Source organism: Streptomyces sp. SP17BM10, from assembly GCF_036322405.1.
Classification (GTDB): Bacteria; Actinomycetota; Actinomycetes; order Streptomycetales; family Streptomycetaceae; genus Kitasatospora.
This window is the reverse complement of sequence record NZ_JAQYXB010000637.1, coordinates 24,875-49,791: the sequence shown is the minus strand read 5'-3', so window position 1 is coordinate 49,791 and position 24,917 is coordinate 24,875. Positions and strand designations below refer to the sequence as shown.

At 73.9% G+C, this 24,917-nt stretch carries 23 protein-coding genes; 11 read left to right on the top strand and 12 right to left on the bottom strand.

The window, feature by feature from the left end:
• The first annotated feature begins 2 nt into the window (after positions 1-2).
• Positions 3-2,396, top strand: coding sequence for an FtsX-like permease family protein (locus tag PUR71_RS27340; RefSeq protein WP_329929792.1), 2,394 nt, complete (start codon positions 3-5; stop codon positions 2,394-2,396).
• Between the two features lie 221 nt (positions 2,397-2,617).
• Here PUR71_RS27340 and PUR71_RS27335 read toward each other — a convergent pair whose 3' ends face one another.
• Positions 2,618-3,022, bottom strand: a complete 405-nt coding sequence (locus tag PUR71_RS27335) for a VOC family protein (protein WP_329929791.1) — start codon at positions 3,020-3,022, stop codon at positions 2,618-2,620.
• A gap of 105 nt (positions 3,023-3,127) precedes the next feature.
• Here PUR71_RS27335 and PUR71_RS27330 point away from each other — a divergent pair, with 105 nt between their 5' ends.
• Entirely contained in the window at positions 3,128-4,096 is a 969-nt protein-coding gene (locus PUR71_RS27330; protein ID WP_329929790.1) for a helix-turn-helix transcriptional regulator, read from the top strand.
• A gap of 82 nt (positions 4,097-4,178) precedes the next feature.
• Here the strand turns inward: PUR71_RS27330 and PUR71_RS27325 are convergent, their stop codons facing one another.
• Positions 4,179-5,657, bottom strand: a complete 1,479-nt coding sequence (locus tag PUR71_RS27325; RefSeq protein WP_329929789.1) for a purine-cytosine permease family protein — start codon at positions 5,655-5,657, stop codon at positions 4,179-4,181.
• A 182-nt stretch (positions 5,658-5,839) separates the two neighbouring features.
• On the opposite strand from PUR71_RS27325, the gene PUR71_RS27320 reads away from it, so the two are divergent.
• Positions 5,840-7,180 carry a YhgE/Pip domain-containing protein gene (locus PUR71_RS27320; RefSeq protein ID WP_443077589.1) on the top strand — a complete coding sequence of 447 codons (1,341 nt, stop codon included), beginning with the start codon at positions 5,840-5,842 and terminating at the stop codon, positions 7,178-7,180.
• 418 nt (positions 7,181-7,598) lie between these two features.
• Here PUR71_RS27320 and dnaE read toward each other — a convergent pair whose 3' ends face one another.
• The 4 genes from dnaE to PUR71_RS27300 all read right to left on the bottom strand — a co-directional run bounded on the left by dnaE (position 7,599) and on the right by PUR71_RS27300 (position 13,584).
• Positions 7,599-11,165, bottom strand: a complete 3,567-nt coding sequence (gene dnaE / locus PUR71_RS27315) for a DNA polymerase III subunit alpha (protein WP_329929788.1) — start codon at positions 11,163-11,165, stop codon at positions 7,599-7,601.
• 349 nt (positions 11,166-11,514) lie between these two features.
• A complete protein-coding gene (locus PUR71_RS27310; RefSeq protein WP_329929787.1) occupies positions 11,515-11,982 on the bottom strand; it encodes an ATP-binding protein in 468 nt (155 codons plus the stop codon).
• 161 nt (positions 11,983-12,143) lie between these two features.
• A complete protein-coding gene (locus PUR71_RS27305) occupies positions 12,144-12,584 on the bottom strand; it encodes an STAS domain-containing protein (protein ID WP_329929786.1) in 441 nt (146 codons plus the stop codon).
• 100 nt (positions 12,585-12,684) lie between these two features.
• Positions 12,685-13,584 carry a SigB/SigF/SigG family RNA polymerase sigma factor gene (locus tag PUR71_RS27300; RefSeq protein WP_329929785.1) on the bottom strand — a complete coding sequence of 300 codons (900 nt, stop codon included), beginning with the start codon at positions 13,582-13,584 and terminating at the stop codon, positions 12,685-12,687.
• A gap of 250 nt (positions 13,585-13,834) precedes the next feature.
• Here PUR71_RS27300 and PUR71_RS27295 point away from each other — a divergent pair, with 250 nt between their 5' ends.
• The 5 genes from PUR71_RS27295 (at position 13,835) to PUR71_RS27275 (ending at position 16,786) form a co-directional block, all read left to right on the top strand.
• Positions 13,835-14,278 (top strand): SRPBCC family protein, encoded by a 444-nt coding sequence (locus PUR71_RS27295; RefSeq protein ID WP_329929784.1) that lies wholly within the window; start codon positions 13,835-13,837, stop codon positions 14,276-14,278.
• A 139-nt stretch (positions 14,279-14,417) separates the two neighbouring features.
• Positions 14,418-14,786: a PRC-barrel domain containing protein gene (locus PUR71_RS27290; RefSeq protein WP_329929783.1), complete on the top strand. Its 369-nt coding sequence runs from the start codon at positions 14,418-14,420 to the stop codon at positions 14,784-14,786.
• A gap of 120 nt (positions 14,787-14,906) precedes the next feature.
• A complete protein-coding gene (locus PUR71_RS27285) occupies positions 14,907-15,302 on the top strand; it encodes an SsgA family sporulation/cell division regulator (protein WP_329929782.1) in 396 nt (131 codons plus the stop codon).
• Between the two features lie 34 nt (positions 15,303-15,336).
• Entirely contained in the window at positions 15,337-15,591 is a 255-nt protein-coding gene (locus PUR71_RS27280) for a hypothetical protein (RefSeq protein ID WP_329929781.1), read from the top strand.
• Positions 15,592-15,691: 100 nt separating this feature from the next.
• Positions 15,692-16,786, top strand: coding sequence for a mechanosensitive ion channel family protein (locus PUR71_RS27275; protein WP_329929780.1), 1,095 nt, complete (start codon positions 15,692-15,694; stop codon positions 16,784-16,786).
• 243 nt (positions 16,787-17,029) lie between these two features.
• On the opposite strand, the gene PUR71_RS27270 is transcribed toward PUR71_RS27275, so the two are convergent.
• Positions 17,030-17,434: a hypothetical protein gene (locus PUR71_RS27270; protein ID WP_329929779.1), complete on the bottom strand. Its 405-nt coding sequence runs from the start codon at positions 17,432-17,434 to the stop codon at positions 17,030-17,032.
• 345 nt (positions 17,435-17,779) lie between these two features.
• On the opposite strand from PUR71_RS27270, the gene sigK reads away from it, so the two are divergent.
• The 3 genes from sigK to PUR71_RS27255 all read left to right on the top strand — a co-directional run bounded on the left by sigK (position 17,780) and on the right by PUR71_RS27255 (position 19,604).
• Positions 17,780-18,364: an ECF RNA polymerase sigma factor SigK gene (sigK, locus tag PUR71_RS27265; protein ID WP_329929778.1), complete on the top strand. Its 585-nt coding sequence runs from the start codon at positions 17,780-17,782 to the stop codon at positions 18,362-18,364.
• Positions 18,361-19,110, top strand: coding sequence for an anti-sigma factor (locus PUR71_RS27260; protein WP_329929777.1), 750 nt, complete (start codon positions 18,361-18,363; stop codon positions 19,108-19,110). Before sigK ends, PUR71_RS27260 begins: the two co-directional genes overlap by 4 nt.
• Before the next feature lie 113 nt (positions 19,111-19,223).
• A complete protein-coding gene (locus PUR71_RS27255; protein ID WP_329929776.1) occupies positions 19,224-19,604 on the top strand; it encodes a DoxX family protein in 381 nt (126 codons plus the stop codon).
• Between the two features lie 69 nt (positions 19,605-19,673).
• Here PUR71_RS27255 and PUR71_RS27250 read toward each other — a convergent pair whose 3' ends face one another.
• The 5 genes from PUR71_RS27250 to PUR71_RS27230 all read right to left on the bottom strand — a co-directional run bounded on the left by PUR71_RS27250 (position 19,674) and on the right by PUR71_RS27230 (position 24,801).
• The gene (locus PUR71_RS27250) at positions 19,674-20,111 is read right to left on the bottom strand and encodes a universal stress protein (protein ID WP_329929775.1); all 438 of its coding nucleotides are present in this window, start codon (positions 20,109-20,111) and stop codon (positions 19,674-19,676) included.
• Positions 20,112-20,227: 116 nt separating this feature from the next.
• Entirely contained in the window at positions 20,228-21,091 is an 864-nt protein-coding gene (locus tag PUR71_RS27245) for a universal stress protein (RefSeq protein WP_329929774.1), read from the bottom strand.
• 13 nt (positions 21,092-21,104) lie between these two features.
• A complete protein-coding gene (locus PUR71_RS27240) occupies positions 21,105-21,497 on the bottom strand; it encodes a DUF302 domain-containing protein (protein ID WP_443077588.1) in 393 nt (130 codons plus the stop codon).
• A 131-nt stretch (positions 21,498-21,628) separates the two neighbouring features.
• The gene (locus PUR71_RS27235; RefSeq protein WP_329929773.1) at positions 21,629-22,468 is read right to left on the bottom strand and encodes an alpha/beta fold hydrolase; all 840 of its coding nucleotides are present in this window, start codon (positions 22,466-22,468) and stop codon (positions 21,629-21,631) included.
• Positions 22,465-24,801 (bottom strand): hypothetical protein, encoded by a 2,337-nt coding sequence (locus tag PUR71_RS27230; protein ID WP_329929772.1) that lies wholly within the window; start codon positions 24,799-24,801, stop codon positions 22,465-22,467. The genes PUR71_RS27235 and PUR71_RS27230 overlap by 4 nt, the downstream gene beginning before the upstream one ends.
• Between the last annotated feature and the right edge of the window lie 116 nt (positions 24,802-24,917).

Here is a 24,917-nt window from a genome sequence, read left to right as displayed (position 1 = left end):
CGGTGCGCGCCCTCCTCCGCTGGATCCGCGCCGACCTGCGCTCGCACCGCGTCCACGCCCTGCTGATCGTCCTCGCCACCGGCGGCACCGCCGCGGCCCTCCTGCTCGCCGGAGCCCTGCTCGGCGCCGCCGCCGACCCGTGGCAGCGCCAGTTCCAGGCCGCCGGATCGCCCGACGTCCGGATCGACCTGCGGCCGTCCGCCACCCCCCAGGCCGCTCAGGCCGCTCAGGCCGCCGGGACCGGAACGGACGAGGCGTCCGCCTCCCTGCTCTCCCGCGAACCCGGCGTCGTCGCCGTCTCACCGCCCCAGCGCACGGCCGAGACCACCCTCGTCGGCCGCCGCCCCGAGGGCGCCGCCGCCGCGGGCCCCACCGACCGCACCACACTGGTGCTGCGCGGCGACACCCCGGGCGCGGCCCGCCCGCTGCTGATCTCCGGCAGCTGGCTCGACCCCTCCGACGTCCACGGCATCGTGCTCGAACAGTCCGCGGCCGACGCCGCCTGGGCCCACCCCGGGGACCGCCTGACCGTCCTCGACGGCCACGGCACCCCGGTCGACCTGCGCGTCCTCGGCATCGCCGACAGCCCCGACCAACTGCCCAGCCAGGCCGCCGGCTACGACCTCGGCTGGACCCTGCCCACCACCCTCGACCTCGTCCAGCCCGACCGGGCGGCCCAGGGACTCACCCTCGGACTGCGCCTGGCCCACCCCTCGGACGCCGCCTACACCGCCCAGCGGGCGGTCAGCCTCCTCGGCGCCGACCGCGTCTCCCGGATCACCACCTGGCTCGACGCCCGCGACGCGCGGCAGCAGGACGACCGGCTCGCCGGCCTCCTGCTCGGGCTCTGCGGACTGGCCGCGCTGCTCTCCGCCGCCCTCGCGGTGGCCGGCGCGGCCGGCGGCCGGATCCGCGCCAGGACCGGGGACATCGCCCTGCTCAAGGCGCTCGGCTTCACCGCCGGCCAGGTCGCCTGGATGTTCATCGCCGAGCAGCTCCTGCTGGCCGGCACCGGGGTCCTCCTCGGCGTGGGGGGCGCCGCGATCGCCGCCCGCGCCGTCCCCGCCCTCGGTGGCGGGACGGACGTCCTCCACCGGCTCGTCCCCGGCGGCACCGCCGCCACCGTCGCGGTCGGGGCCGCGGCACTCGTCGCCGTCGGCGCCGCCGCCGCCCTGCCCGCCCTGCGCGCCGCCCGGGTCGCCCCCGTCCCGCCGACCGACGGCACCCGGCCACCCGCCATGACGGCCCGCCCGGTCCGCCTCGGCCCGCTGCGGCGGCTGCCGCCCGCCCTCGTCCTCGGCCTCGGCGGCGTGCTGCGCCGCCGCTCCGGCCTGGTCGTCAGCGCGGTCCGGCTGACCGTCCCGGTCGTCGCCGCCACCCTGGCCCTGAGCACCTGGGCCACGCTCGACGCCGTCACCCGGCCCGACGGCGCCGTCACCACCCCCTCCGTCACGGCCCGCCGGGCCAGCCCCGAACGGACCCCGGACGACGCCGAGCTCGCCGCCGCCCTGGCCGCCGACCCCGCCGTCCGCGGCGCCTACCCGGGCACCGAGACGCAGGCCCTCGCCCCCGGCCAGTCCGCGACGCTCACCCTGCGCGCCGTCGGCACCACCGACGCGCCGTACCCGTACACCGTCGTCGAGGGCCGGGCGATCCGCGCGACCGACGAGGCCGTCGCCGGTCAGGGCGCCCTCGACCTCCTCGGCGCCAAGGTCGGCCAGTGGGTGCGCGTCACCACCGGCGGCACCCCGCGCATCCTCCACGTCGTCGGGCGCGACCTCGAACCCGAGAACGGCGGCCGGGTCCTGTCCACCGGCTTCGACACCCTCGACCGGCCCGGCGACCCCACCCGCCCCGACTTCTGGCAGCTCGCGCTGCACCCCGGCCACGACCCCGCCGAGGTCCAGCGCGACCTGCCCGCCCGCGCCGGACTCGCCGGCCGGGTCGAGCTGCGCCTCCCGGCCGGCCCCGTCACCCGGCCCGGCGCGCTGCGGGCCAGCGTGGTCGGGCTGCTGCTCCTGCTCGCCCTCATCTGCCTCGTGGAACTGCTCACCACGGCCGCGGCCGGCTTCCACGAGCGACGCCGCGACCTCGGCCTGCTCCGGGCGCTCGGCCTGACCCCGGGCCAGTCCGCCGTCGTGCTGGCCGTCCGCGGCACGGCCATCGCCCTGCCCACGGTCGCCGCCGGGGCGGCCGCCGGCATCCCGCTCGTCCGGTGGCTGATCGACCGCCAGGGCGAGCTGGGCGGCATCGGCGCGGGCATCGCGCGGGCCCCGTCGCCCTGGACGGTCCTCGCCCTGGCCGCCCTCGGCGCGGCGACGGCGGCCGTCCTCTCCGCCCTCCCGGTCCTGCGCGCCCGCCCGTCCACCCGGGCCCCGGACGTCCCGGGCACGTAGCTCTCACGGGTCGACGCGCTCCCACCCCCGCCGCGCCGGCCGCCGGCCGTAACACCAGTCCTCGTTGCCGCCCAGTCCGCCGGGGGCGGATCGAGGCGGCAAGGGGCCCGGGAAGCCGACCCGGTGGCACGGACGTGGACATGGGACGGCCCCCGTGGTCGGCGGAACGCTTCGCAGGGTCGTGGCGCTGAAGCCGTGTCAGCTCCGGGGGGCGCGCAATCCTATTCGCCGCCCGCCAGCCTGGCCTTGGCGGCCGGGGTGACGGGGGCGAAGAAGTTGACGAGGTTGCCGTCGGGGTCGCGGAGCAGCAGGGAGCGGTTGCCCCACGGCATGGTGGTCGGCCCGGCGACGAAATCGGTGACGAAGGCGGTGAGGTCCTCGTGGACGCGGTCCACGTCGTCGACGAGGAACTCGGTGATCACGCTGTCGTTGGCCGCCGGGCGGGCGGAGCCCGGGGCGAACAGGGGGACGGTGCGGGTGCCGGCGATCGCGAGGGTGGCGCCGGTCGTCCTGAGCTCGGCGAAGTCCTCGGTGGCCCACGCCGCCGTGGCCCCGGTGGCCCGCTCGTAGAAGCCGACGAGGCGGGCGACGTCGCCGGTGATGATGCGGATCGAGACGAATTCCATGACAGGCTCCTCGGCCGTTCGGACGGTGTGCACGAGGTGTGCACACCGGAGGCTAGGAGAAATAGGGGACAGAACCGGTCCACTATTCGCGTTAGGCTGCGGACCATGTCCCGACCCGCCGGCCGCGTCCTCACGCTCCTGGAACTGCTGCAGTCGGGCGGCACCCGCACCGTGGCCGAACTGGCCGACCGGCTGGGAGTCCAGGGGCGGACCGTGCGGCGGTACGTGGACCAGCTGATCGACCTGGACGTCCCGGTGGAATCGGTGCGCGGCCGCTACGGCGGGTACCGCCTCGCCCCCGGCTACCGCCTGCCCCCGCTGATGCTCAACGACGACGAGGCGCTGGCCGTCCTGCTCGGCCTGGTCGCCGGCCGCCGAACGGGTCTGACGGCGGCCGAGCGCACGGCGGGGGAGACGGCCTCGGCGAAGATCCGGCGGGTGCTGCCCCACCACGTCGCCCGCCGGCTCGACACGCTCATGGAAACCCTGGACTTCACCGATGCGCCCGGCGAGTTCGACACCCCGGACGCCGAGGTCCTGCTCACCCTCGCCGACGCGGTGCGCCACCGCCGCCCGGTCTCGATCCGCTACACCGACCGCGGCGGCCGCCGCAGCGAGCGCACACTCCACGCGTACGGGATCGTCGCCCACGCGGGCCGGTGGTACGTCACGGCCCAGGACGCCGTGCTCGCCGAGGACCGGACCTTCCGCCTGGACCGCATCGCGGCCGCCAGACACCTACCCGGCTCGTTCGAGCCCCCCGAGGGCCCCGGCCCGGCGGAACGCCTCCTGTCGGCACTCGCCACGGCCGACTACCGCCACGAAGTGACGGTGACAATCCACGGCACGGCCGCCCAGATCCGCGCCCACCTCCCCGCCGGTGTCGCGACCCTGGACGAGGAGGACCCGACCGAACGCTGGCGCCGAGCAGAACTACGGGTGGAACGCCTCGACTGGCTCCCGACAGTCCTGGCCGCCCTCGACCGCCCCTTCGCCATCGAGCGCCCCACCGAACTGCGCGACCTCGTCCTCGACCTGGCCGACCGCCTGACCTCCTGCGCCCGCCGGTCCTGACCCCGGACGAAACCGGGCCGCCCGGGCACCGACTCGGCTGAATCGGCGCCCGGGCGGACCGGGGGGTGTTCGTGTGGAGCGGTCAGGCGGAGACCTTCTCGGGCTGCTTCGCCTCGGCCGCGGCGGGCTGCTCGGCGGTCGCGGCGGTGTTCTCCCGGGGCTCGGGGAGCACGGCCATGATCACGCCGGAGATCACGATGGTCGCGGCCCAGGCGAGCCCGTACTTGCCGACGGGGGTGCCGGAGAGCGGGCCGGCGAACCAGTCGCACTTGGTGAAGGCCAGGCCGAAGAGCAGGGCGAGCACCCAGGACACCATCGCCTGCCAGCAGAAGCCGCCCGCGTACCAGTAGCGGCTGTTCTTGCCGGTGTCCATCAGGGCGGCGGCGTCGTAGCGCACCGCGCGCGACTTGCGGCGGTACATGTCCACCGCGTAGACGCCGATCCAGGCGGAGAAGGAGACGGCGAGCAGGATCAGGAAGGTGATGAAGGAACCCAGGAAGCTCTTGGCGACCAGCATCAGCAGCAGGCCGCCGACCAGCGAGATCACGGCGTTGATGCTGACGGCCAGGGCGCGCGGGAGCTTGACGCCCATGGTCTGCGCGGTGAAGCCGGCCGAGTACATGGAGAGGCTGTTGATCAGCAGCATGCCCACGATCGCGGTGAGCAGGTAGGGCACGGCCAGCCAGGTCGGCAGGAGGTCACCGAGGAAGGAGACCGGGTCCGCGGCGTCGGCCAGGCCGGGGGAGGCGACCGCCATCACGGCGCCCATCAGGACCATCGGCACCATGACCAGGCCCGCGCCGGAGACCGTCACGCCGACGATCTTCTTGCCGGAGGCGGCGTGCGGCAGGTAGCGGGCGAAGTCGGGGCCGGTGGGGACCCAGCTGATGCCGCCGGCGGCGATGGTCCCGATGCCGGCGATCATCATCGCGGTGGTGCCCGCCGGCTTGGCGAAGACCTCGCTCCACTTCATGGTCGCGATCAGGTAGCCGAGCACGAGGACGCTGAAGAGGCCGAAGAGGTACGTCGACCAGGTGTTGCAGACGTTCAGCGCCTTGCGGCCCATGCCGGAGACCAGGAACGTGCAGGCGACGAAGGCGAACAGCGTGATCACGATCAGCGCGGTGTTGCTCTTGACGCCGAACAGGAGGTCGAGGACGGTCAGGACGGCGTAGGCGCCGGTGACGGCGTTGATCGTCTCCCAGCCGAAGCGGGCGATCCAGAGGATCGCGCCCGGGAAGAGGTTGCCGCGCACCCCGAAGGTGGCCCGCGAGAGGGTCGCGCCCGGCGCCCCGCCCCACTTGCCGGAGACCGACAGCACGCCGACCATGCCGAACGAGACGAGCGCTGCGCACGCCGCGACGACCAGGACCTGCCAGAAGTTCAGCTGGTTGAACACGACCAGGGCGGCACCCATGGTGAGCAGCAGGACGCTGATGTTCGCCGCGACCCAGGTCGGGAAGAGCTCGCGGACTCTGCCCCCGCGCTCGTGGTCGGGAACGGGTTCGATACCGCGGGTCTCTATCGCGCCGTCGACGTCGACGGTGGACAGGTTCTCCATGAGGGTGGCTCCGTGCGTGGGAAGCGGGAGATGAATCGGTCAAAGGGGACATCTATGGAACTCTTCGCGCGTAGCGCGGGAGTTGGGTCATCATACGATGTTCCAGATGTGACCTGATTGATGCGGTTGCTTGCTGGTGATCCGGCGCCCGTGGTCCACGGCCGCCCGCCGGCCGCTGCCGCATGTCGCGCCGTGTCGCGCCGTCCAACGGCCGCCGCGGCGTTCTAGCGTGGTCCACCGTGTCCTCCCCGATCCCCCCGCCCCGCGGTGCCCGCCCCCAGGTGCCCGTCGGCGCCCTGCTGAGGCGACCGATGCTGTGGCTGATCCCGTCCGTGCTCGCGGCGCTGGTGGCGCTGGGGCTGTCGCTGCTGTACATGGGCAGCGTCCTCGACCCGAACGGCAACCTGCACCACCTGCCGGTCGCCCTGGTGAACGGGGACACCGGGGCGCCACTGCCCGGACAGCAGCAGAACCTCGGGGCGCAGGTGGCGGGGGCGGTCGTCGCGGCCTCGCCCGCGGGCTCGGTGGACTGGCGCCAGGTCGGCCGGGCCGAGGCGCAGGACCAGCTGGCCTCCGGCCGGGTCTACGGCGCGCTGGTGATCCCCGCGGACTTCACGGCCTCGGTCGGCGCGCTGACCACGCCGGGCGCCACGTCGCGGCCCACCATCACCGTGCTGACCAACCCCGGCGTGGGCAGCCTCGGCTCGTCACTCGCCTCCCAGATCAACCAGAACGCCGCCCACCAGGCGTCGCTGAGCATCGGAAAACAGCTGGCCGCACCAGGGGCCGACGCGACCGCCCGCCTGCTGCTGGCCGACCCCGTCGCGGTGGTGACGCAGGTCGGCCACCCGATCGGGAGGCACAGCGGCCTCGGACTCAGCGCGTTCTACTACAGCCTGCTGCTGGTGCTCGCCGGTTTCATCGGCGGCAACCTGGTCCACAACGGCGTCGACACCGCCCTCGGCTACGCGGACAGCGAGATCGGCCCCTGGCACACGCGCCGGCCCACCGTCCCGATCGACCGCACCCGGACCCTGGTGCTGAAGATGGTGATGACCGCCGGGATCTCGGTGCTGACCACGTCGATGGTCATGGTGGCCTGCATCGTCGTGCTCGGCATGGACGCCTCGCACATCCCGCTGCTGTGGATCTTCTCCTACTGCGCCTGCCTCGCCGTCGGCCTCGGCGTCCAGGCCATCAACGCGGCGTTCGGCAGCATCGGGCAGCTCGTGTCGATGTTCGTCTTCATCGCCCTGGCCCTGCCCTCCTCCGGGGCGACCATCCCGCTGGAGGCGACCCCGGCCTTCTACCGCTTCCTCGGCGCCTTCGAGCCGATGCGGCAGCTCAGCGCGGGCGTCCGGTCGATCCTCTACTTCGACGCCCGGGCCGACGCCGGGTTGAACCGCGCGTGGATCATGATCGCGGTCGGCTTCGCCGCGGCGCTGGTGTTCGGCTTCGCCATGACGCGCTACTACGACCGCAAGGGCCTCAAGCGCCTCACGCCGCAACCGGTGGACGCCTGACCACGGTCTCCGGTCGACGGATCAGGCGGTGCCGGCCCTGAGGTGGGCCCGCTCGCCCTGGTGACCGACCAGCGCGAGACCTTCGCCAGGCCTGCCCGGGGTGGGGCTCCGGCCGTGGTGCCGGGTCCGGGTCGGGGTAGGGCACTGGGTCCGGGAACGGCGGGATGGGCGGCGGGACGGGGTCGGGGTCCTTGCCGGGACGCGGCGCCGGGTTGGGGTGGGGGATCGGCACGGTGTCCGGATCCGGGGGCGTCGGGATGGTCATCGTGGCACCTCCTCAGGTCGTTGCGCGAGCGCGTGTACCCGCTCTGACCGCGATGACGCGACGAGTCGGCCGGGAAGCGGATCCCGGCCGGAGGACCACGACGCCCCCGGCCGGTCGGACGAGCCGCCGGAGGCGCCGGGTCGGGCTCCGGGCTCAGGCCCGCACGGCCGCGCCCGCCCAGGCGCGGTTGCCGAGGAGCGTCTTGACGTCCGAGGCGAGGCCGTTGTCGGGGTTCACCAGGAAGCCAAGCTCGTAGAGCGTGTTCTTGTCCCAGTTGGTGGTCAGCAGGCGGACCGGGACGTCGCCGGGGTGGGCCTGGAGTGCGAGCTTGAGTTCGGCGACCACCTGAGGGGTGAGCCGGGAGACCGGGACGGTGATCTGGACCGGCGGCTTGGTGCCGAGTTCGGCGGAGGAGACGTCGAGCGTGCTGATCTCCTGGCCGAAGATGCTGAGCGATCCGTCGCGCTCGTTGAGGCGGCCGCGCACCGAGATCACGTTGTCCTCGATCATCTGGTCGGCCATGAGGTTGTAGGTCGCGGGGAAGAACAGCACCTCGACCGAGCCGTCGCGGTCGGCCAGGGTGATGATCGCCCAGGCGTTGCCCGCCTTGTTGATGCGCCGGTCCACGCCGGTGATCAGGCCGGAGAGGCGGACCTCGCCCTCGGAGCGGCCGGAGCCGAGGAGTTCGGCGATCGAGGTGTCGCGGTTCTGGGAGAGGATGTGCTCGGCGCCGTCCAGCGGGTGGCTGGAGACGTACAGGCCGAGCATCTCGCGCTCCAGGGCCAGGAGTTGGCGGCGGGGCCACTCCTGGTCGGTGAGCTGGAAGTCCAGTCCGATGCCCGGGCCGTCGCCGTCGCCGGCGTCCATCGCGCCGAACAGGTCGTCCTGGCCGATGGCCTGCTGCTTCTTCACCCCGGTGACGGCGTCGATCGCGGTCTCGTGGACGCTGCTGAGCGAGAGCCGGGTGTGCCCGAGCGAGTCGAAGGCGCCCGCCTTGACCAGGGAGTCGACGGTGCGCTTGTTGCAGACCACCAGCTCGACCTTGTCCAGGAAGTCGGGGAACGAGGTGTACTTGCCGTTCTCCTCGCGGGTGCGCACCAGGGACTCGATGACCGGCACGCCGACGTTGCGCACGGCCTTGAGGCCGAAGCGGACGTCGCTGCCGACGGCGGTGAAGTCGACCACCGACTCGTTGACGTCGGGGGAGAGGATCTTGATGCCCATCTGCCGGCACTCGGCCAGGTAGACGGCCATCTTGTCCTTGTCGTCGGCGACGGACGTGAGCAGCGCGGCCATGTACTCGGCCGGGTAGTTGGCCTTCAGGTAGGCGGTCTGGTACGAGACCAGGCCGTACGCGGCGGAGTGCGACTTGTTGAACGCGTAGCCGGCGAACGGGACCAGGACGTCCCACACCGCCTGGATGGCCTCGTCGGAGTAGCCGCGCTCCTTGCAGCCCGCGTGGAAGGGCACGAACTCCTTCTCCAGTACCTCCTTCTTCTTCTTGCCCATCGCGCGGCGCAGCAGGTCTGCCTGTCCGAGCGAGTAGCCGGCCAGCACCTGGGCGGCTCGCTGCACCTGCTCCTGGTAGACGATCAGGCCGTAGGTGGGGCCGAGGACGTCCTTGAGCGGCTCCTCCAGCTCGGGGTGGATCGGGACGATCTCCTGCTGGGCGTTCTTGCGCAGGGCGTAGTTGGTGTGCGAGTTCATGCCCATCGGGCCGGGCCGGTAGAGCGCGGAGACGGCGGAGATGTCGGCGAACTCGGTGGGCTTCATCAGCTTGAGCAGGGCGCGCATGGGGCCGCCGTCGAGCTGGAACACGCCCAGGGTGTCGCCGCGGGCGAGCAGTTGGTAGGTGGTGGGGTCGTCGATCGGGATCTTCTCGATGTCGACGTCGATGCCCCGGTTGGCCTTCACGATCTTGATGCAGTGGTCGATGATGCCCAGGTTCCGCAGACCCAGGAAGTCCATCTTGATCAGGCCCATGGCTTCGCACGACGGGTAGTCGAAGCCGGTGATGATCACGCCGTCCTTGTCCCGCATGTGCAGCGGGATCAGGTCGAGCAGCGGGGTGGAGGAGAGGATGACGGCCGCGGCGTGCACGCCGGTGCCGCGGATGAGGCCCTCGATGCCCCGGCCGGTGTCGATGATCTTCTTGACGTCCGGCTCGTTCTGGTAGAGCGCCCGGATCTCGGTGCCCTCGTTGTACCGGGCGTGCTTCTCGTCGAAGAGGTCGGCCAGCGGCACGCCCTTGCCCATGACGTCCGGCGGCATCGCCTTGGTGATGCGGTCGCCCATGGAGAACGGGTAGCCGAGGATGCGGTTGGCGTCCTTGACGGCGGCCTTGGCCTTGATCGTGCCGAAGGTGTTCACCTGGGCCGTGTAGGCGGCGCCGTACTTCTCGGTGACGTAGCGGACCATCTGGTCGCGCTGGCGGTCGTCGAAGTCGATGTCGACGTCCGGGGGGTTGATGCGCTCGGGGTTGAGGAAGCGCTCGAAGAGGAGGTCGTGCTCCAGCGGGTCCAGCTGGGTGATGCCGGTCAGGTAGGCGACCATCGAGCCGGCCGCCGAGCCTCGGCCGGGACCGACCGGGATGCCGTTGTCCCGGCCGTACTGGCAGATGTCGGCGACCACGAGGAAGTAGGCGTCGAACCCCATCGGGGTGATCACGCCCATCTCCAGCTCGATGCGGTCCAGCACCTCCTGGCTCGGGCTGTCGCCGTACCGGTGCTTGAGCCCGATCTCGATCTTCTTGCGCAGGTAGGAGGCCTGGGTCTCGCCCTCGGGCACGTCGAACTGGGGCATCCGGTCGACGTAGGTGAAGACCTCCTCGTACGACTCGACGCGCTCGGCGATCGCGAGGGTGTTGTCGCAGGCCTGCGGCAGCTCGCGGAAGAGCTCGCGCATCTCCTCGGCGGTCTTCACGTAGTAGCCGGTGCCCTGGAACTTGAACCGGTTCGGGTCGTCCTTGTTCTTGCCCACGCCGACGCAGAGCAGGCTGTCGTGGGCGTCGGCCTGGTCGGCGGTCACGTAGTGCGAGTCGTTGGTGGCCAGCAGCGGGATGTTCAGCTGCTTGGCCAGGCGCAGCAGGTCCTCGCGGACGTCCCGCTCGATGTCGAGGCCGTGGTCCATCAGCTCCAGGAAGTAGTTCTCCTTGCCGAAGATGTCCTGGTAGGCGCCGGCCGCCTTGACCGCCTCGTCGTACTGGCCGAGCCGCAGCCGGGTCTGCACCTCGCCGGAGGGGCAGCCGGTGGTGGCGATGATGCCGCCCGCGTTCGCGGCGATCAGCTCGCGGTCCATGCGGGGCTTCATGTAGTAGCCCTCCATCGACGCGAGCGAGGAGAGCTTGAACAGGTTCCGCAGGCCGGTCGCGTTCTGCGCCCACATGGTCATGTGGGTGTAGCGGCCGCCGCCGGAGACGTCCTTGCCGCCCTCGCCGTCGGCGCCGGTGGGGCGCTGGCCGCCGGGGGACCAGAAGACCTGCTTCTTCAGGAAGCGCGAGGCCGGGGCGACGTACGCCTCGATGCCGATGATCGGCTTCACCCCGGTCTTCGCGGCGGCGTGGAAGAACTCGTACGCGCCGAACATGTTGCCGTGGTCGCTCATCGCGATGGCGGGCATGCCCTGTCTCTGCGCCTCGGCGAACAGCTTGCCGTTCTTCGCCGCCCCGTCCAGCATCGAGTACTCGGTGTGGACGTGCAGGTGCGCGAAGCTGTCGGACACGGCGCTGTGCTCCTCGGAGGGCTCTCGGGGACCGCGCGGAACGCGGGGGGAACAAGCGGTCCAGGCTAGCGGGTCGGAGCGGTCGACGCGCCGGGCGGGGCCTTCGCGGCGGAGACTTTGACGGATCCTTCCCGCCGGCTTGACAAGGCGGTGGTCCGCCGTGCTGTGGTCCGCCCGGTCGCCGGTGTCGTCGAACGACGAGGGGAGCGCGCGTGCTGCCGACAGCGACCCGGTGGTGCGGGGGTGGGGAAGGGCGTGCTGGCCGCTGTGCTCGTGTCATTCGTCCCGCAGGGCACGGCAGTTGTGCCGCACGGGGACGACTCCGACGTCACCGTGCCGGAGCGGTCGCTCAGGTTCCGGGGCTCGCTGGTGTCGCGTCGATCTCGGCCCAGACCGTCTTGCCCTCGGCGTGCGGCTCGGCGCCCCAGCGGGTCGCGGCGTTCTGGACGATGAAGAGGCCGTGGCCGCCGGGCAGGCCCGGGAGGTGGGGCAGGCGCGGCTCGGGCAGGGCGGTGGAGCGGTCGGTGACCTCGATGCGCAGGCGGGCTTCGGAGGCGTCGAGGACGAGGTCCACCGGGCCCCCGGCGTGCAGCATGGCGTTGGCGACCAGCTCGGCGACGAGGAGCACGATGTCGTCCCCGCCGGAGCCGCCGGTCGGCCACGACCAGTCGGCGACGGCCTGCGCGGCGTACGCCCGGGCACGGGCGACGGGCTTCGGCTGCCCGGCCAGGTGCAGGCGCCGGCGCTGTCCGCCGGGCGGCAGGGTGGGGCCGGTGCCCGGCCGGTCGTCGTCCAGGGTTGCCCGGCTGGTCGTCATGTGCGGGGTCCCCTTCGGCTTCGGCGACGCGGTCCGTTTCGTCTGTTCGCTGAGCTTGGTCGTGCTTCGGTGCGCTTGGTGGCACCTGGTGGTGCTGCCGTGCTCCGGTGTGCTTCGTCTGCTCGGATTCCCGGCTGTCGCCGGAATATGCGCGCCGCCGGTCAGAGCGGTGCGGCGAGCGCCGCGTCCACGGAGGGGTGGAGTGAGAACACGCTGTCGGCGCAGGTCAGTTCGAGTAGCCGCAGCACCATGGCGGACGGCGCCGCGAGGCGGAAGCCGACGTCCGCCGCGATCGTCGCCATGCGGGTCTGCAGCAGCAGGTTCAGGCCGGAGGAGTCGCAGAAGTCGACGTGCCCGAGGTCGACGACGAGCAGTGGCGGGCGCCGGCGCACCAGGTCGTGGAGCGCGTTCCTGGCGGGCTCCAGGGTCTCGATGTCGAGGTCGCCCGCCAGCGCGCAGACGGCCGCCCCGGCGTCGGTGAGCCGGGTGTGCACGACCAGGTCGGGCCGGGGGCGGGAGCCCGGCTGGAAGGGGTCGGGGAACGCGGTGGTCGGCACGGTCGCTGGCTCGTTCTCTGTGGGCATCGTCTGCTCTGCGGGCATCGTCGTGTTTCCCCTCCACGGGTGTGCTCCACGAGCGTACGCACGCCACCCGGGTGCGGCCAAGGCCTCGGGTGGCGTGCGCGGCTTCGCGGGGGCCGGCTCAGGTGGCGGTGAGGTGCGCGTGGAGCTTCTTCAGGAGGCGGTTGAGGAGCCGGGAGACGTGCATCTGGGACAGTCCGAGGCGGGCGCCGATCTGGGACTGGGTGAGGTCCTCGCCGAAGCGCATGGACAGGATGAGCCGGTCGCGCTCCGGCAGGGCGGCGATGAGGGGCTTGAGGACGATCAGGGCCTCGACGGTGTCGAACCGCGGGTCCTCCTCGCCGAGCCGCTGGGCGAGCGGGTTCGCCTCCTCCTGGCCCTCGATGGCGGGGGCGTCCAGGGAGCCCGCGGTGTGGCCGTTGGCGGCGGCGAGGCCCTCGATCACCTCTTCCTCCGACAGGTCGAGGTGGGCGGCGATCTCGGGCACCGTCGGCGCGCGGCCCAGGCGCTGGAACAGCTCGTCGCGGGACTTCGCGAGGGTGATGCGCAGCTCCTGCAGGCGGCGCGGCACGTGGACGGCCCAGGTGGCGTCGCGGAAGTGGCGGCGGATCTCGCCGAGGATGGTCGGCAGGGCGAAGGTGGTGAACTCCGCGCCGTGGTCGGGGTCGAAGCGGTCGATCGCCTTGATCAGGCCGACCGAGCCGACCTGTATGAGGTCCTCGAGGGGCTCCTGGCGGTTGCCCACGCGGCGGATCGCGAACCGGACGAGGGACAGGTTGAGCTCGATCAGCGTGGCCCGCACGTAGGAGTACTCGCGGGTGCCCTCCTCCAGCGCCGCCAGCCGGACCAGCAGGACCTTGGTCAGCTCGCGCGCGTCGGCGGGCGCGACGTGCCGGGGGTCGTCGATGCCGTCGAGCTCGGGGATGACGGCGCACGCGTCTCCGGGCACGCCGACCGGCGGCGCCTCGTCCGGAGCAGGGCCTGTCGCGCGGTGGAGGAGTTCGTCACTGGTCGTGGCCATGTCGGTCCTTTCCCCTCGGCGTACGGTCCGTCCCCGGTTACCCGCCGGGTCCGGAACCATGCCGGTTCCCGTTGTGAGGGTTGTGTGAACGGCCGGATCGGGCGTCATGTCGGGCACTTCGTGGACGGATCGTAACGGGCTCGCCGCACACGGTGCATGCCGGGCGGGGAACGGGGCACCCGGGCACCCGTGGGCCGCCAGCCGGGCGGCGTCGGGGGAGCAAGGGCCGGAGGTCGAGGAGGAGGAAGGCATGGGACGGATCGAGGAGTCGGTCGAGATAGCGGCGCCGCGCGGCGAGGTCTACGAGCGCTGGGTGCGGTGCGAGGACTTCCCGCGGTTCATGCGCGGCGTGGTGAGCGTCGACGTGTCCGGGCCCGGGAACAGCAGCTGGGTGGTCGTGACGGCCGGCGGCCGCCGGGAGTTCGAGGCCGTGACCACGGAGGTCGTGGAGGGCGAGCGGGTCGCCTGGGACGGCGGGACCGGCCCGGTGCGCCACAGCGGCGTCGTCACCTTCCACCAGGTGGACGACCGGACCACCCGCATCATGCTCCAGCTGGAGATCGAGCCGCACGGGCTCTGGGAGCACCTCGTCGAGGCGCTCGGCTTCGTCGACCGCCGGGTCATCGACGACCTGAACGACTTCAAGCACCACGTCGAGCGCAGCGCCGCCGCGGGACCGGCGTCGTCCGCCTGAACGCCGGGCGGTCCCGGCCGCTGCGGGCGGTTCGTCGATCCGGTGGCATGAACCGCCGCATCCGGGGCAGCCGACCCGTCACGACCGGCCGGGCCCGTACGACGGAGCCCGGCTTTCGAGGAGACGAACGGAGGCAGTCATGACCGAGCGCCGTGACATCTGGGAGTTCCGCACCGCCGCGGGGCACTCGGCCGGCACCGACCTCATCGGCTTCCACGTGGAGGCGGTCGACGGTCCGATCGGCAAGGTCGACAAGCTGTCCGAGGCGGTGGGCGAGCAGTACCTCGTCGTCGACACCGGCCCGTGGATCTTCGGCCGGCGCGTGCTGCTCCCGGCCGGCACCGTGACGCGCATCGAGATCGCCGAGCAGAAGGTCTACGTCGACCGGTCCAGGGACGAGATCAAGAACAGTCCCGACCTCGGCGAAGGCGGCCAGGACGACGACTACGACGCCCGCGGTCGGTTCGGACCGTACTACGACGCTTTCTACGGCGGCCGGATCTTCTGACCCGGCGCGCTGCCCCGCCCGCACCGCCGGACGCGCCGGACCGCCGGACACCACACACGCACGGGCCGGGACGACCTGCGGCCGTCCCGGCCCGACGAACCCGGGAAGGGGAAACGCCCCATGGAATGCCTTGCCACCCGGATCACCATGCGCCTGATGACCGGGGACGAACGCAGCCGGCTCCTGGAGGTCGGCTGGTCCTACCGGTCCGACGAGCCGCACGCGGTGGCGCTGGACTTCGCGGACTACCAGCCGGGCGCCCTGTGGACGCTCTCGCGCGACCTGCTCGTCGCCGGGCTCCACGCGCCGACGGGGGAGGGCGACGTCCACGTCGCCCCCTTCGACGACGCCTACGTGCTGATCGCCCTCGCCGGCGAGGAGGGCATCGCCCTGCTCGCGGCCTCCGCCGACCGGGTCGCCCGGTTCCTGGCCGCCACCGCCCGGATGGTGCCGCCCGGCCTCGAACACACCCGGATCGACTGGGACCAGGGGCTCAAGGACCTGCTGGCCGCCTGACCGCACCGGACCGATCCCGATGGGAGACACCACCATGACCATCACGCCCGCCGAACCCGGCCTCCCGCCACCGCCGCCGGAGCCGCTGGCGCCGCCGGAGCCGACACGGCCGTCCGGTCCGCCCCTGGTGCCCGACCCCCCGCCGTCGCCCGGCACGCCCGAGCCCCCGCCGGATCCGACCCCGGACCCGCTCCCGGAGCCGACCCCGGATCCGGAGCCGCTCTGGCCGCCGCCCGACCCGGCCACGCCACAGCCGGGCCACCCCGGACCGCCCGAGCCGCCCGACTGAAGCGGATGAACCGGATGAACCGTGTGAACGGCTTGAACGGTGTGACCGGCGCGAACGCCTTCAACGGCGTGAGCCGCCACCGCAGAAGGGAGACCGCTCCATGTGGTGGAGCCTGCTCCGCCTCGCCGTCGTCGGCGTCGCCGCCGCCCTCGTCACCTACGGTCTCGACCGGCTGGTGCAGGCGGTGGCACGGCGCCTGGCGGCCCCGGGCACCACCACCGGCGTACCGATGATGGTGCGCCGCTGCCGACAGCCCGTCCTCGCGCTGACGGCGTGCCTCGTGCTCGCCGCCGCGCAACCGTGGATCGCCGCTCCGCCCGCCGTCCGCGAGGGGCTGCGCCACCTGACGGTGATCCTGGCGATCGCCTCCGGGGGATGGCTGTGCGGCCGGCTGGTCGCACTCGTCGCCGAGGGCGCCCTCAAGATCGCCGTCTACCGGCGCGACCCGGCGTGGGCGGGGCGCGCCCGGACCCAGGCCAGCCTGCTCGGCCGCATCTGCCAGGCGATCGTCGCCGTCGCCACCCTGGGCGCCGTCCTGATGACCTTCCCGGAGGTCCGCGGCGTCGGCACGAGCCTGCTCGCCTCCGCCGGACTGGTCGGTGTGGCGGCGGGAGTGGCGGCGCAGAGCACGCTCGCCAACGTCTTCGCCGGGGTGCAGATGGCCTTCGGCGACCTGGCCCGCATCGGGGACGTCGTCGTGGTGGCCGGCGAGTGGGGCAAGGTCGAGGAGATCACGCTGACGGCCGTGGTGATCGAGACCTGGGACCAGCGGCGGCTGGTGATGCCGATGTCCTACTTCGTCGGCCGCCCGTTCGAGAACTGGACCCGCCGCTCCAGCCGGATCACCGGCACGGCCCTGCTCCACCTGGACCACCACGCCCCGGTGGCCCTGCTGCGGCAGGAGTTCGACGACTTCCTGGCCAAGAGCGACCTGTGGGACGGTCAGGGCAGCGCCCTCCAGGTCGTCGACACCACGCCCACCACGATCGTCGTCCGCGCGCTGGCCACGGCGGCCAACGCCGACGACGCGTTCGCCCTCCGCTGCGCCCTGCGCGAGCACCTCATCGGCTACCTGCGCGACGAGCACCCGTACGCCCTCCCGCGCATCCCCGTGGGCGATGCGGCCGCGCACCGCTCACCCGCCCCCGAGCCCGCCGACGTCCCCCGCCCGGCCCGGGGCCCGCACGCCACGTGACCGGACCGACGCACCTTCAAGGTCCGGATGCGCGCCACCGTCCCGGCTCGGCGACCGTCACCCCCACGTCTCCTCGACCACCCCGGATCCGTCCTCGGGCGACGAGAGGGCTCGGTCACCACGAGCGTCCCACCCCTCGATCACCCGATCGGGTGATCGAGGCCCCGCCCCGCGCCGGGCAGCGGCGCGGGGCGGGGCCGGGGCGGGCGCCGACGTCACCCCCGTGGATGCCGGCGCCCGGGCTCAGGAGACGTCGATCGCGGGGGACTCGCCGGCGTAGTAGTAGCCGGGGGCGGTGAACCACGCCACGGCGTAGTACCTGCCGGGCGGCACGTTGGTCGCGTAGCCGTTCACGGAGCCGTAGTAGGCGTCCTGCCGGCTGCACGCCGTCCCGCCGTACTGGTTCCCCGCGCCGTCGACGATCTTGACGCACAGGTCGACGGTGTTGTGGACCTGGTCCGCGGTGTACGCGGAGGCGCGGATGGTGCGCCCGCCCTCCGAGCTGATGCAGGCCTGGGTCAGCACGCCGTCCGCGTAGTACGGGGCCCGGCAGCCGCCGTTGTCGGCGGAGGCCGTCCCGGCGGCGAACAGCGTGGCGGTCGCGGCGAGCGCCAGCACTCCGGCTGACGCGGCGAGACGGGGTTTCACGGAGACTCCTTCGGCGTTGACGGCTGCGTACGTCCCTCATCGGGAACTCGCGTCCGGGCCACCGGACTTGGCGTGCCTGGCGGGCGGCCCGTCCGGCCCCTGGTCGAGTTCTGCCTCAAGGCTGGCCGAGGCGGTGTGCGGAGTCACGAACTCCGTACAACCCCGTACAGGCGGCGGCCCCGGATACAGGCCAATCCGGTCGGGTGCCGGCCTCGAAGGAGGGGTGTCAGTCCGTTCCGCTCCGCCCTGCCGGGCCGCTCCCCGGCCGGGCCCTGGGAGGTCCTCCATGCCTGCCGTCCGCCCGTTGGGGCCGCCGTCCGCCCGCCGTGACCGGGGAACGGCCGGATGAGCGCCGTCGTGCACCTGTCCGGGCCGGGGCGGTCCGGACAGGACCTCGGAGACCTGCTCGCGCGGGTCGCGCGCGGGGACCAGGAGGCGTTCTCGCGCCTGTACGACGCGGTCGCCGGGCCGGTGCTCGGCCTGGTCCGCCGCGTCCTGCGGGACCCGGCGCAGTCCGAGGAGGTCGCCCAGGAGGTGCTGTTCGAGGTGTGGCGCACCGCCGCCCGCTACCAGGCCGAACGCGGCGGGGTGATGGCGTGGGTGCTGACCATCGCGCACCGGCGCGCGGTGGACCGGGTCCGCGCCGCGCAGGCCTCCGCCGACCGCGACCGGCGGGCGGCGGCCGCCGCCCACGCCCCGGTGTTCGACGAGGTCGCCGAGCAGGTCGAGGGCCGGCTGGAACGCGAGCAGGTGCGGCGGTGCATGCGCGTGCTCACCGAGCTGCAGCGCGAGTCGCTGACGCTGGCGTACTACCGCGGCTTCACCTACCCGCAGGTCGCCGAGGTGCTCGGCGTGCCGCTGGGCACGATCAAGACCCGCGTGCGCGACGGACTCATCCGCCTGCGCGACTGCCTGGGGGTGGGGGCATGACCGTCGCCGACCTGCACACGCTGACGGGCGCGTACGCCGCGCACGCGCTGGACCCGGCCGAGAGCGCGGAGTTCGAACGCCACCTGGCCGACTGTCCGGCCTGCGCCCAGGAGGTGGCCGAGTTCGCCGCGACCCTGGCCAGGCTGGGGGCGGCGGAGTCCGTGGTGCCGCCGGAGGCGATGAAGGCGCGGGTGATGGCGGCGCTGCCCGCCATCCGGCAGGAGGCCCCGCGGACCGCGGCCGCCGCGGCGGAGGGCGCCCGGCCCGGCCGGCTGCGCCGCGCGTGGCCGAAGCTGGCGCTCGCCGCCTGCCTGGCCGTCACGGCCGGCGCCGGCGGCCTCGCCGTCCAGCAGCACCGGGAGGCCGACCGGGCACGGGCGCGGGCCGCCGCGTTGCAACTGCAGCAGAACCGGTTCGCGGACCTCCTCGCCGCGCCCGACGCCCGTACCGCCAGCGGCACGGCGGCCGGCAGGGCGGGTGTGGGCACCGTGGTGTGGTCGCACGGCCGCGGTCAGGCGGCCTTCCTCGCCTCGGGGATGCCCGCCCCGGCCGGCGGCCGGACGTACGAGCTCTGGTTCGACGACGCCGGGACGATGCGCCCGGCGGGGCTGCTGCCGAGCGGCGACGGGTCGCTCGTGCTCTTCGGGGCGCTGGACGGGGCGACGGGCGTCGGCGTCACGGTCGAGCCGGCGGGCGGGTCCGCGCACCCGAGCGGCGCGCCGGTCATGCTGCTGCCGTTCACGTGAGGGCGCGCGGGCCCGGCCGGGTGTTCCGCCTGCCGCCCCGCCGGGGTTACTCTCCGGTAGTCACGGCGGGCCTTCCGCGCCGGGGCCCGCCGACGCGCACCTGGAGGAGCAGCATGCCCGCCGACAGATCCGACCGGTCCGACCGTTCCGCCCGCCTCCTGAGCGGGCTGCTGCTGGGCGCCGGGGTGGCGCACTTCGCCGCCCCGCGCCCGTTCGACGCGATCGTCCCGCGCGCCCTGCCCGGCAGTCCCCGGACCTGGACCCACCTGAGCGGTCTCGCGGAAGTGGTTGTCGGCGCGGCGGTCGCCCACCCGCGCACCCGCCGGGCCGGCGCGCTGGCCGCCGCCGGGCTCTTCGTCGCCGTGCTCCCGGCCAACGTGCGGATGGCCCGCGACTGGCGCCACCGCCCGGCGCCGCTGCGCACCGCCGCCGTCGCGCGGCTCCCGCTCCAGGTGCCCCTGGTCCTCTGGGCGCTGCGCGTGGCCCGGAGTTGACCCTCCGCCGCACCCCGGGTCGGGGCAGGTCGCGCCCCGAACACTGCGCAGCGAGACGTCCAGGTCGGCTCAGTCCGCGCGGGCGACGACCACCGGGCACGTGGCGTGCTGCGTGACGCGCACGCTGACCGAGCCGAGCAGCGCGCGGGTGAAGCCGCTACGGCCGTGGCTGCCCACCACGAGCAGCTCGGCGCCCCGGGAGGCGTTCAGGAGGACGTCGGACGGTTCGCCCATCACCATCGTCCGGCGCACTTCCACCGGCCGGCCCTCGCCGAGCACCCGGTCGAGCTCGTCGGCGAACCGCCGCTCGGCCACCTCCCGGTCGAAGGAGTGGTCGACCACGGGCGCCGACCAGCCCATGTGGCTGGGCGGCTCCCAGGCGCCCACCGCGTCGACGACGCCGCCGATCAGCTTGGCGTGCCGGAGCGCCCAGCGCAGCGCGGCGTGCGACGACGGCGAGCCGTCGACACCGACCACGACGCGGGGAGCGGATTCGTGCGCGTTCATCTGTACCGCCACCGTCCTGTGAACCGTCGGAGTTCCTCGTCCACCGTGCGGGCCGTTCGGTGCCGGCGCCAGTACGGCCTGCCACCCGGGTGACGGGCGGCAGAGCGGGGCGGGGGTCAGCCGTACGGGACGACGGCGACCGGGCAGTGGACGTGGTGGACCACGGCGTGCGCGACCGCCCCCAGGTGGTGGTGGCGCAGGGGCAGGTGCCGGGCGCGGCGGCCGACGACGAGCAGCCGGGCCGCGGCCGCCGCGTCCACGAGTTCGACGGCGGCCTTGCCCCGGACCAGGTCGGCGGTCACGGCCACCTCGGGGTGTCGGGCCCGCCAGGCCTCCATGGCCTTGGCGAGCCCGTTCCACTCGACGCTGGAGATCTCGCCCTCCAGCCCGCCGATGGCGCCGTAGGACATGTACTCGCTGCCGGCCGGCGGGGACCACACGTGGACGACCCGCAGCGGCGCGGCGCGGACCGCGGCGGCCTCGAAGGCGAAGGCCAGCACGTCGTCCGCAGGGTGCGCCAGGTCGAGCCCGACGACGACAGGGCCGTCCGGTTCTCGCCCGCCTGACTGTCCCTCGCGTGCGCGGACGAGCACCACCGGGCAGGCCGCCCGGCGCAGCACCTCCTGGCTCACCGAGCCGGTCAGGTACCCGCGGATGGTGCCGAGGCCGCGCGAGCCGAGCGCGAGCAGGGCGGCGGTCCGGCCGGCCTCCTCCAGGGCCTCGACCGGATCGCCCGACACCGTCGAGGCGGTCACGGGGACCCCGGGCGCCGTGTCGATCAACTGCGCTTCTCGGGCGGCCAGTCGTTCCTGCGCCTGGCGGAAGGATTCGTCCCTGCCCACGACATCCCGGTGCGGGCCGGGCCAGGCCTGGAGGACGGTGAGAGGGGCACGGCGGCGCTGAGCCTCGCGGGCGGCCCACTCGGTGGCGGCGAGGCTTTCGGGCGAGCCGTCGAATCCGACGACGACGGGAGCGTTCACGGCCGGATCCCCCTCAGCCCCTCAGCGAGTCGAGCGCGGCGCGCAACCGTCGGGCGGCCTCGTCGGCGATCTCGTCGAGCCCGCCGTCCGGCCCCGCGAGCGCGACCAGCACCTGCGGATCGACGGCCTCGACGACGGTGCCGTCACCGTCCGCCCGGACGACCACGTTGCAGGGGAGCAGCAGCCCGATCCGCCGGTCGGCGCGGAGCGCGCGGTGGGCGAGGGTGGGGTTGCAGGCGCCGAGGATGACGTAGTCCTCGACCTCTTCGCCGATCTTCTCCCGGAGGGTCGCCCGGACGTCGATGGTGGTCAGGACACCGAAGCCCTGCTCCTTGAGCGCGGCCGTGACGACCTCGACCACCTCCGCGAACGGCCGGCCGAGCCGGACGCCGAAACCGTAGTCCACGATCTCCTCCTCGGGGTCCCGCCCAGTATCGACGTGCCCGCCGCCCTCCGCCTCCTGGCGGGGGGCGAGCCGGTTCGCTCCTGCTGCATCGATTGCGGCAGGAGGTTCGGATGACATCGACCGAGGCGGACCTACCGGCGTTGCTGCTCGAGCTCCTCCGGGGAGCGCCCACCGTCCACCTGGTCGAGGAACCCGTACAGTGCCCGGCACAGGGGGTCGGGCTGTTCCAGGTGGACGTCGTGGCCCGCTGCGGGGATGCTCATGGCCTCCGTCTCGGGGCGGAGTCGGAGCATCGTCTCCGCCTCCTCCCGGGGGATGACGCCCGACTGGCCGAGGACGACCAGTGCCGGGCAGGTGATGCTCGTCCACTCGTCCCAGGAGGAACGCCGGGCGAGCTCCGCCAACGAACCGACCATCACGTCCCATTCGAAGCGCGGCCACCAGCCGCCGTCCCGCTCCTCCAGCCCGCCCGCCCAGGCCTCGCCGACCGCGCCGCCGCCGAAGAACTCGACCGCGGCGCCACGGGACGGGAACGGCTTCGGCCAGGCGTCGAGTGCTGCGCCGATCGCGGTGGGGAGGTCCGGGCTCGGGCTGCCTGCTCCCGCCTCGACGAGGACGAGGCCGCCCGGGAGGGCGGGGTGCGCGGCGGCGGTGAGCATGGCGGTGTGGCCGCCCAGCGACTGTCCGACCAGGACCGGGCGGTGCAGGTCGAGCTGTTCGACGACGGCGACGACGTCGGCGACGTACGCGGTGCGGGAGACGTCGCCCGGCCGGCGCGTGGCGGCGCCGTGGCCGCGCTGGTCGACGGCGACGACCCGGTGGCGGCGGCTCAGGCTCCGGGCGACGGCATCCCATTCGCCCGCGTGGCCGGCCAGCCCGTGCAGCAGCACCACCGGGGTTCCCGGCCCGCCCCAGTCGCGGCAGGAGAGGCGGACGCCGTCGCGTTCCACGATGTGCTCGGTCCAGGTCATGCCGGGTTGCTCCAGGAGGCGTTCGGTGTGGTGGCGGTGCCCGCGTCCGCAGTGGGGCGGACGGGTCGGACCGCGGGGCGGCGCTCGGGGAACGCCGCGGTCCCGACCGTCTCCAGGACAGCTTCCGCGAGCAGTGCCCGGCAGTCGGTGCGGAAGCGGTCGTCGGCGTCGGTGTCGTAGCGCGTCCCGCGGCTGTGGTCGCCGTTGTTGCCGACGCGGCGGGGGTCGGCGAGTTCGGCGTGCAGCAGCTCCGGGAAGCCGGACGGGAGGGCGCGCTCGGCCTGTTCGCGCCGCAGGGCGGTCGCGATGAGCGGACGGAGCGAGCGGCTGCGCGTCCACAGGGCGCGCAGCAGGTCGTCGTCGGGCCCCTCGTCGGCTCGGACGTCGGGTGCGGTGGCGCGGGCGGCGAGGAGGAGGCGGACGAGGGTGTGGTCGTGCTCCTCGATGTCGCGTTCGGCGGTGAGGGCGGCGCGGACGCGGTTCCCGAGTGGGGCGGCGTCCGGGCCCATCGCGGAGGCCAGTTCGAGGGCGTGGAAGCGCGGATACCAGTCGTCGGTGTCCGCGATCACGGCGTCGAGCACGGGCAGCAGCCCGGCGGGGTCCTGCCCGGCGTGCCACAGCGCGCGGGCGGCGGCGACCCGGGTGACGCGGTGGGGGTCGCCGAGCAGGTCGCGCAGGACGGGCAGCGCGTCCTCGGCGTCGGGGCCGAGGCCCTCGGGGGCGGACAGGACCGTGCGCAGGCCGGGGTGCAGCGAGCCGGTGGTGTCCCGGGTGAGGTCGAGGCACGCGGCCAGTACCGGGCCGATCACCACGCTCGCCTGCGGGTGGCCGGTGGCGGCCATGGCGGCGAGGAGGCGGCCGAGTTCGTGCAGCGCGGCGTCGTCGACGACGCCGTCCACCTCGCAGCGTTCGGACGCGGGGTGGGCCCGGGCGATCAGTGCGGGGAGCATGTCGTGGGCGTGCGGGCGCAGTTGGCGGCAGTAGAGCGCCAGGTCCTCGGGGACGGTGCGGCCGGCGAGCAGTGGTGCGAGGAGCCCGACGGTCCGTTCGTCGCCCGCGGCGGCGAGGAGTTGGATGCACTGGCCGGGCAGTTTCCGTTCCCAGCCCCAGTCGGTGTGGTAGCGGCCGTCGTCGGCGATGCGGGCGGCGGTGTCGAGCAGGTCGGGCGAGAGCGGCAACCGGCCGAGGCGCAGCTCCTGGGCCGCCGAGGCGGCGAGTTGCGGGTCGGGGCCGCGGAGGAGCCGGCCCAGCGCCTCGGCGGTGTGCGCGGCGTCCGGGGCGGGGACGCGCCAGCCGCTGTGCAGGTCGCCCGCCCGGTCGACGGCGGCCTGCGGGCTGTGCGGGTCGCCGTGGCGCAGTGTGTGCAGCACGAGCCGGTGACGCTCGGGCACCCGGTCGCCCAGGGCCTCGATGAGGTCGTCGAGCGCTTCGGCGACCATGTCGTCGGTGTCGTCGGTGAAGGACGCGGTCTGCAGGGTGCGCAGGTGCGAGAGGAGGGTGTCCGTCTCGGGGCGTGGTTCGTCGGCGGGCGCGGTGGGGTGCTGCCGGGCGCGGTCCAGGGCGGCGGTCGCGCGGTCGGCCAGGTCCTCGGGCAGGCGCTGCGGCGTGTGGCGGGCGAGGGCGGCGAGCGCGGCCAGTTCCGTCGCCGGGTCCTGGCCGGGCTCGGCGAGCGCGGCCAGCGCCCGGGTGGCGCGCAGCTGTTGGGGCGGGTCGTCGCTCAGCCGCCCGGCCAGGGTGCTCAGGGCGATGACGTGGGCGTGCCGGACCGTCGGGTCGTCCTCCCGCGCGGCGGCCGGGGCGGTGATGAGGTCCAGGACGGTGCCGGGCCGGGCGTGGCGGCCCGCCAGGAGGACGGCGGTTGCCGCGCGCACGTCGGGTTCGGCGTCGGCCAGCAGCGCGGTCAGGCCGGGCAGCCGCTGCTCCAGCGATGTGCGGGCCAGCAGACCGTACGCGAGCTCCAGGTCGTCGCCCCAGGAGTCGGTCGCCTGCGCCCGGGTGACGACGGCCTGCGGGTCCGCGATGTGCTCGGCCAGTTCGGCGCGGCGCTCGGCGCTCTCGCCGATGCTGTCGAGCAGCGTGAGCAGGGCGCCCCGGTCGGCGACGGCCGGGGAGGCGGCGAGGGCGCAGAGGAACGGCAGGCAGGCGAGGGTGGAGCCGTACAGGTCGCCCTGATGGTGGACCCCGCCGTACAGGGCGTCCAGCGCGTGGTCGCGCTCGGCCGGATCCGGTGACGCGAGCGCGCGCAGTAGGCCGGGGACGTCGGTGGCGGGACCGTAGGCGTGGTGCAGCGCCGCCCAGTCGATGTCGTCGAGCCCGTCGAGCGGGTCGGTCATGGTCTCCCCCGAGGTGGTGCGATGGCCGGTCCTTGCGCGGGCCAGTCTCACGGACCGCTCTGACACCTGGTCGGGCGGGGTGGGTCCGCACGGGAGGGGTGGGTCTTCGAGGGGCG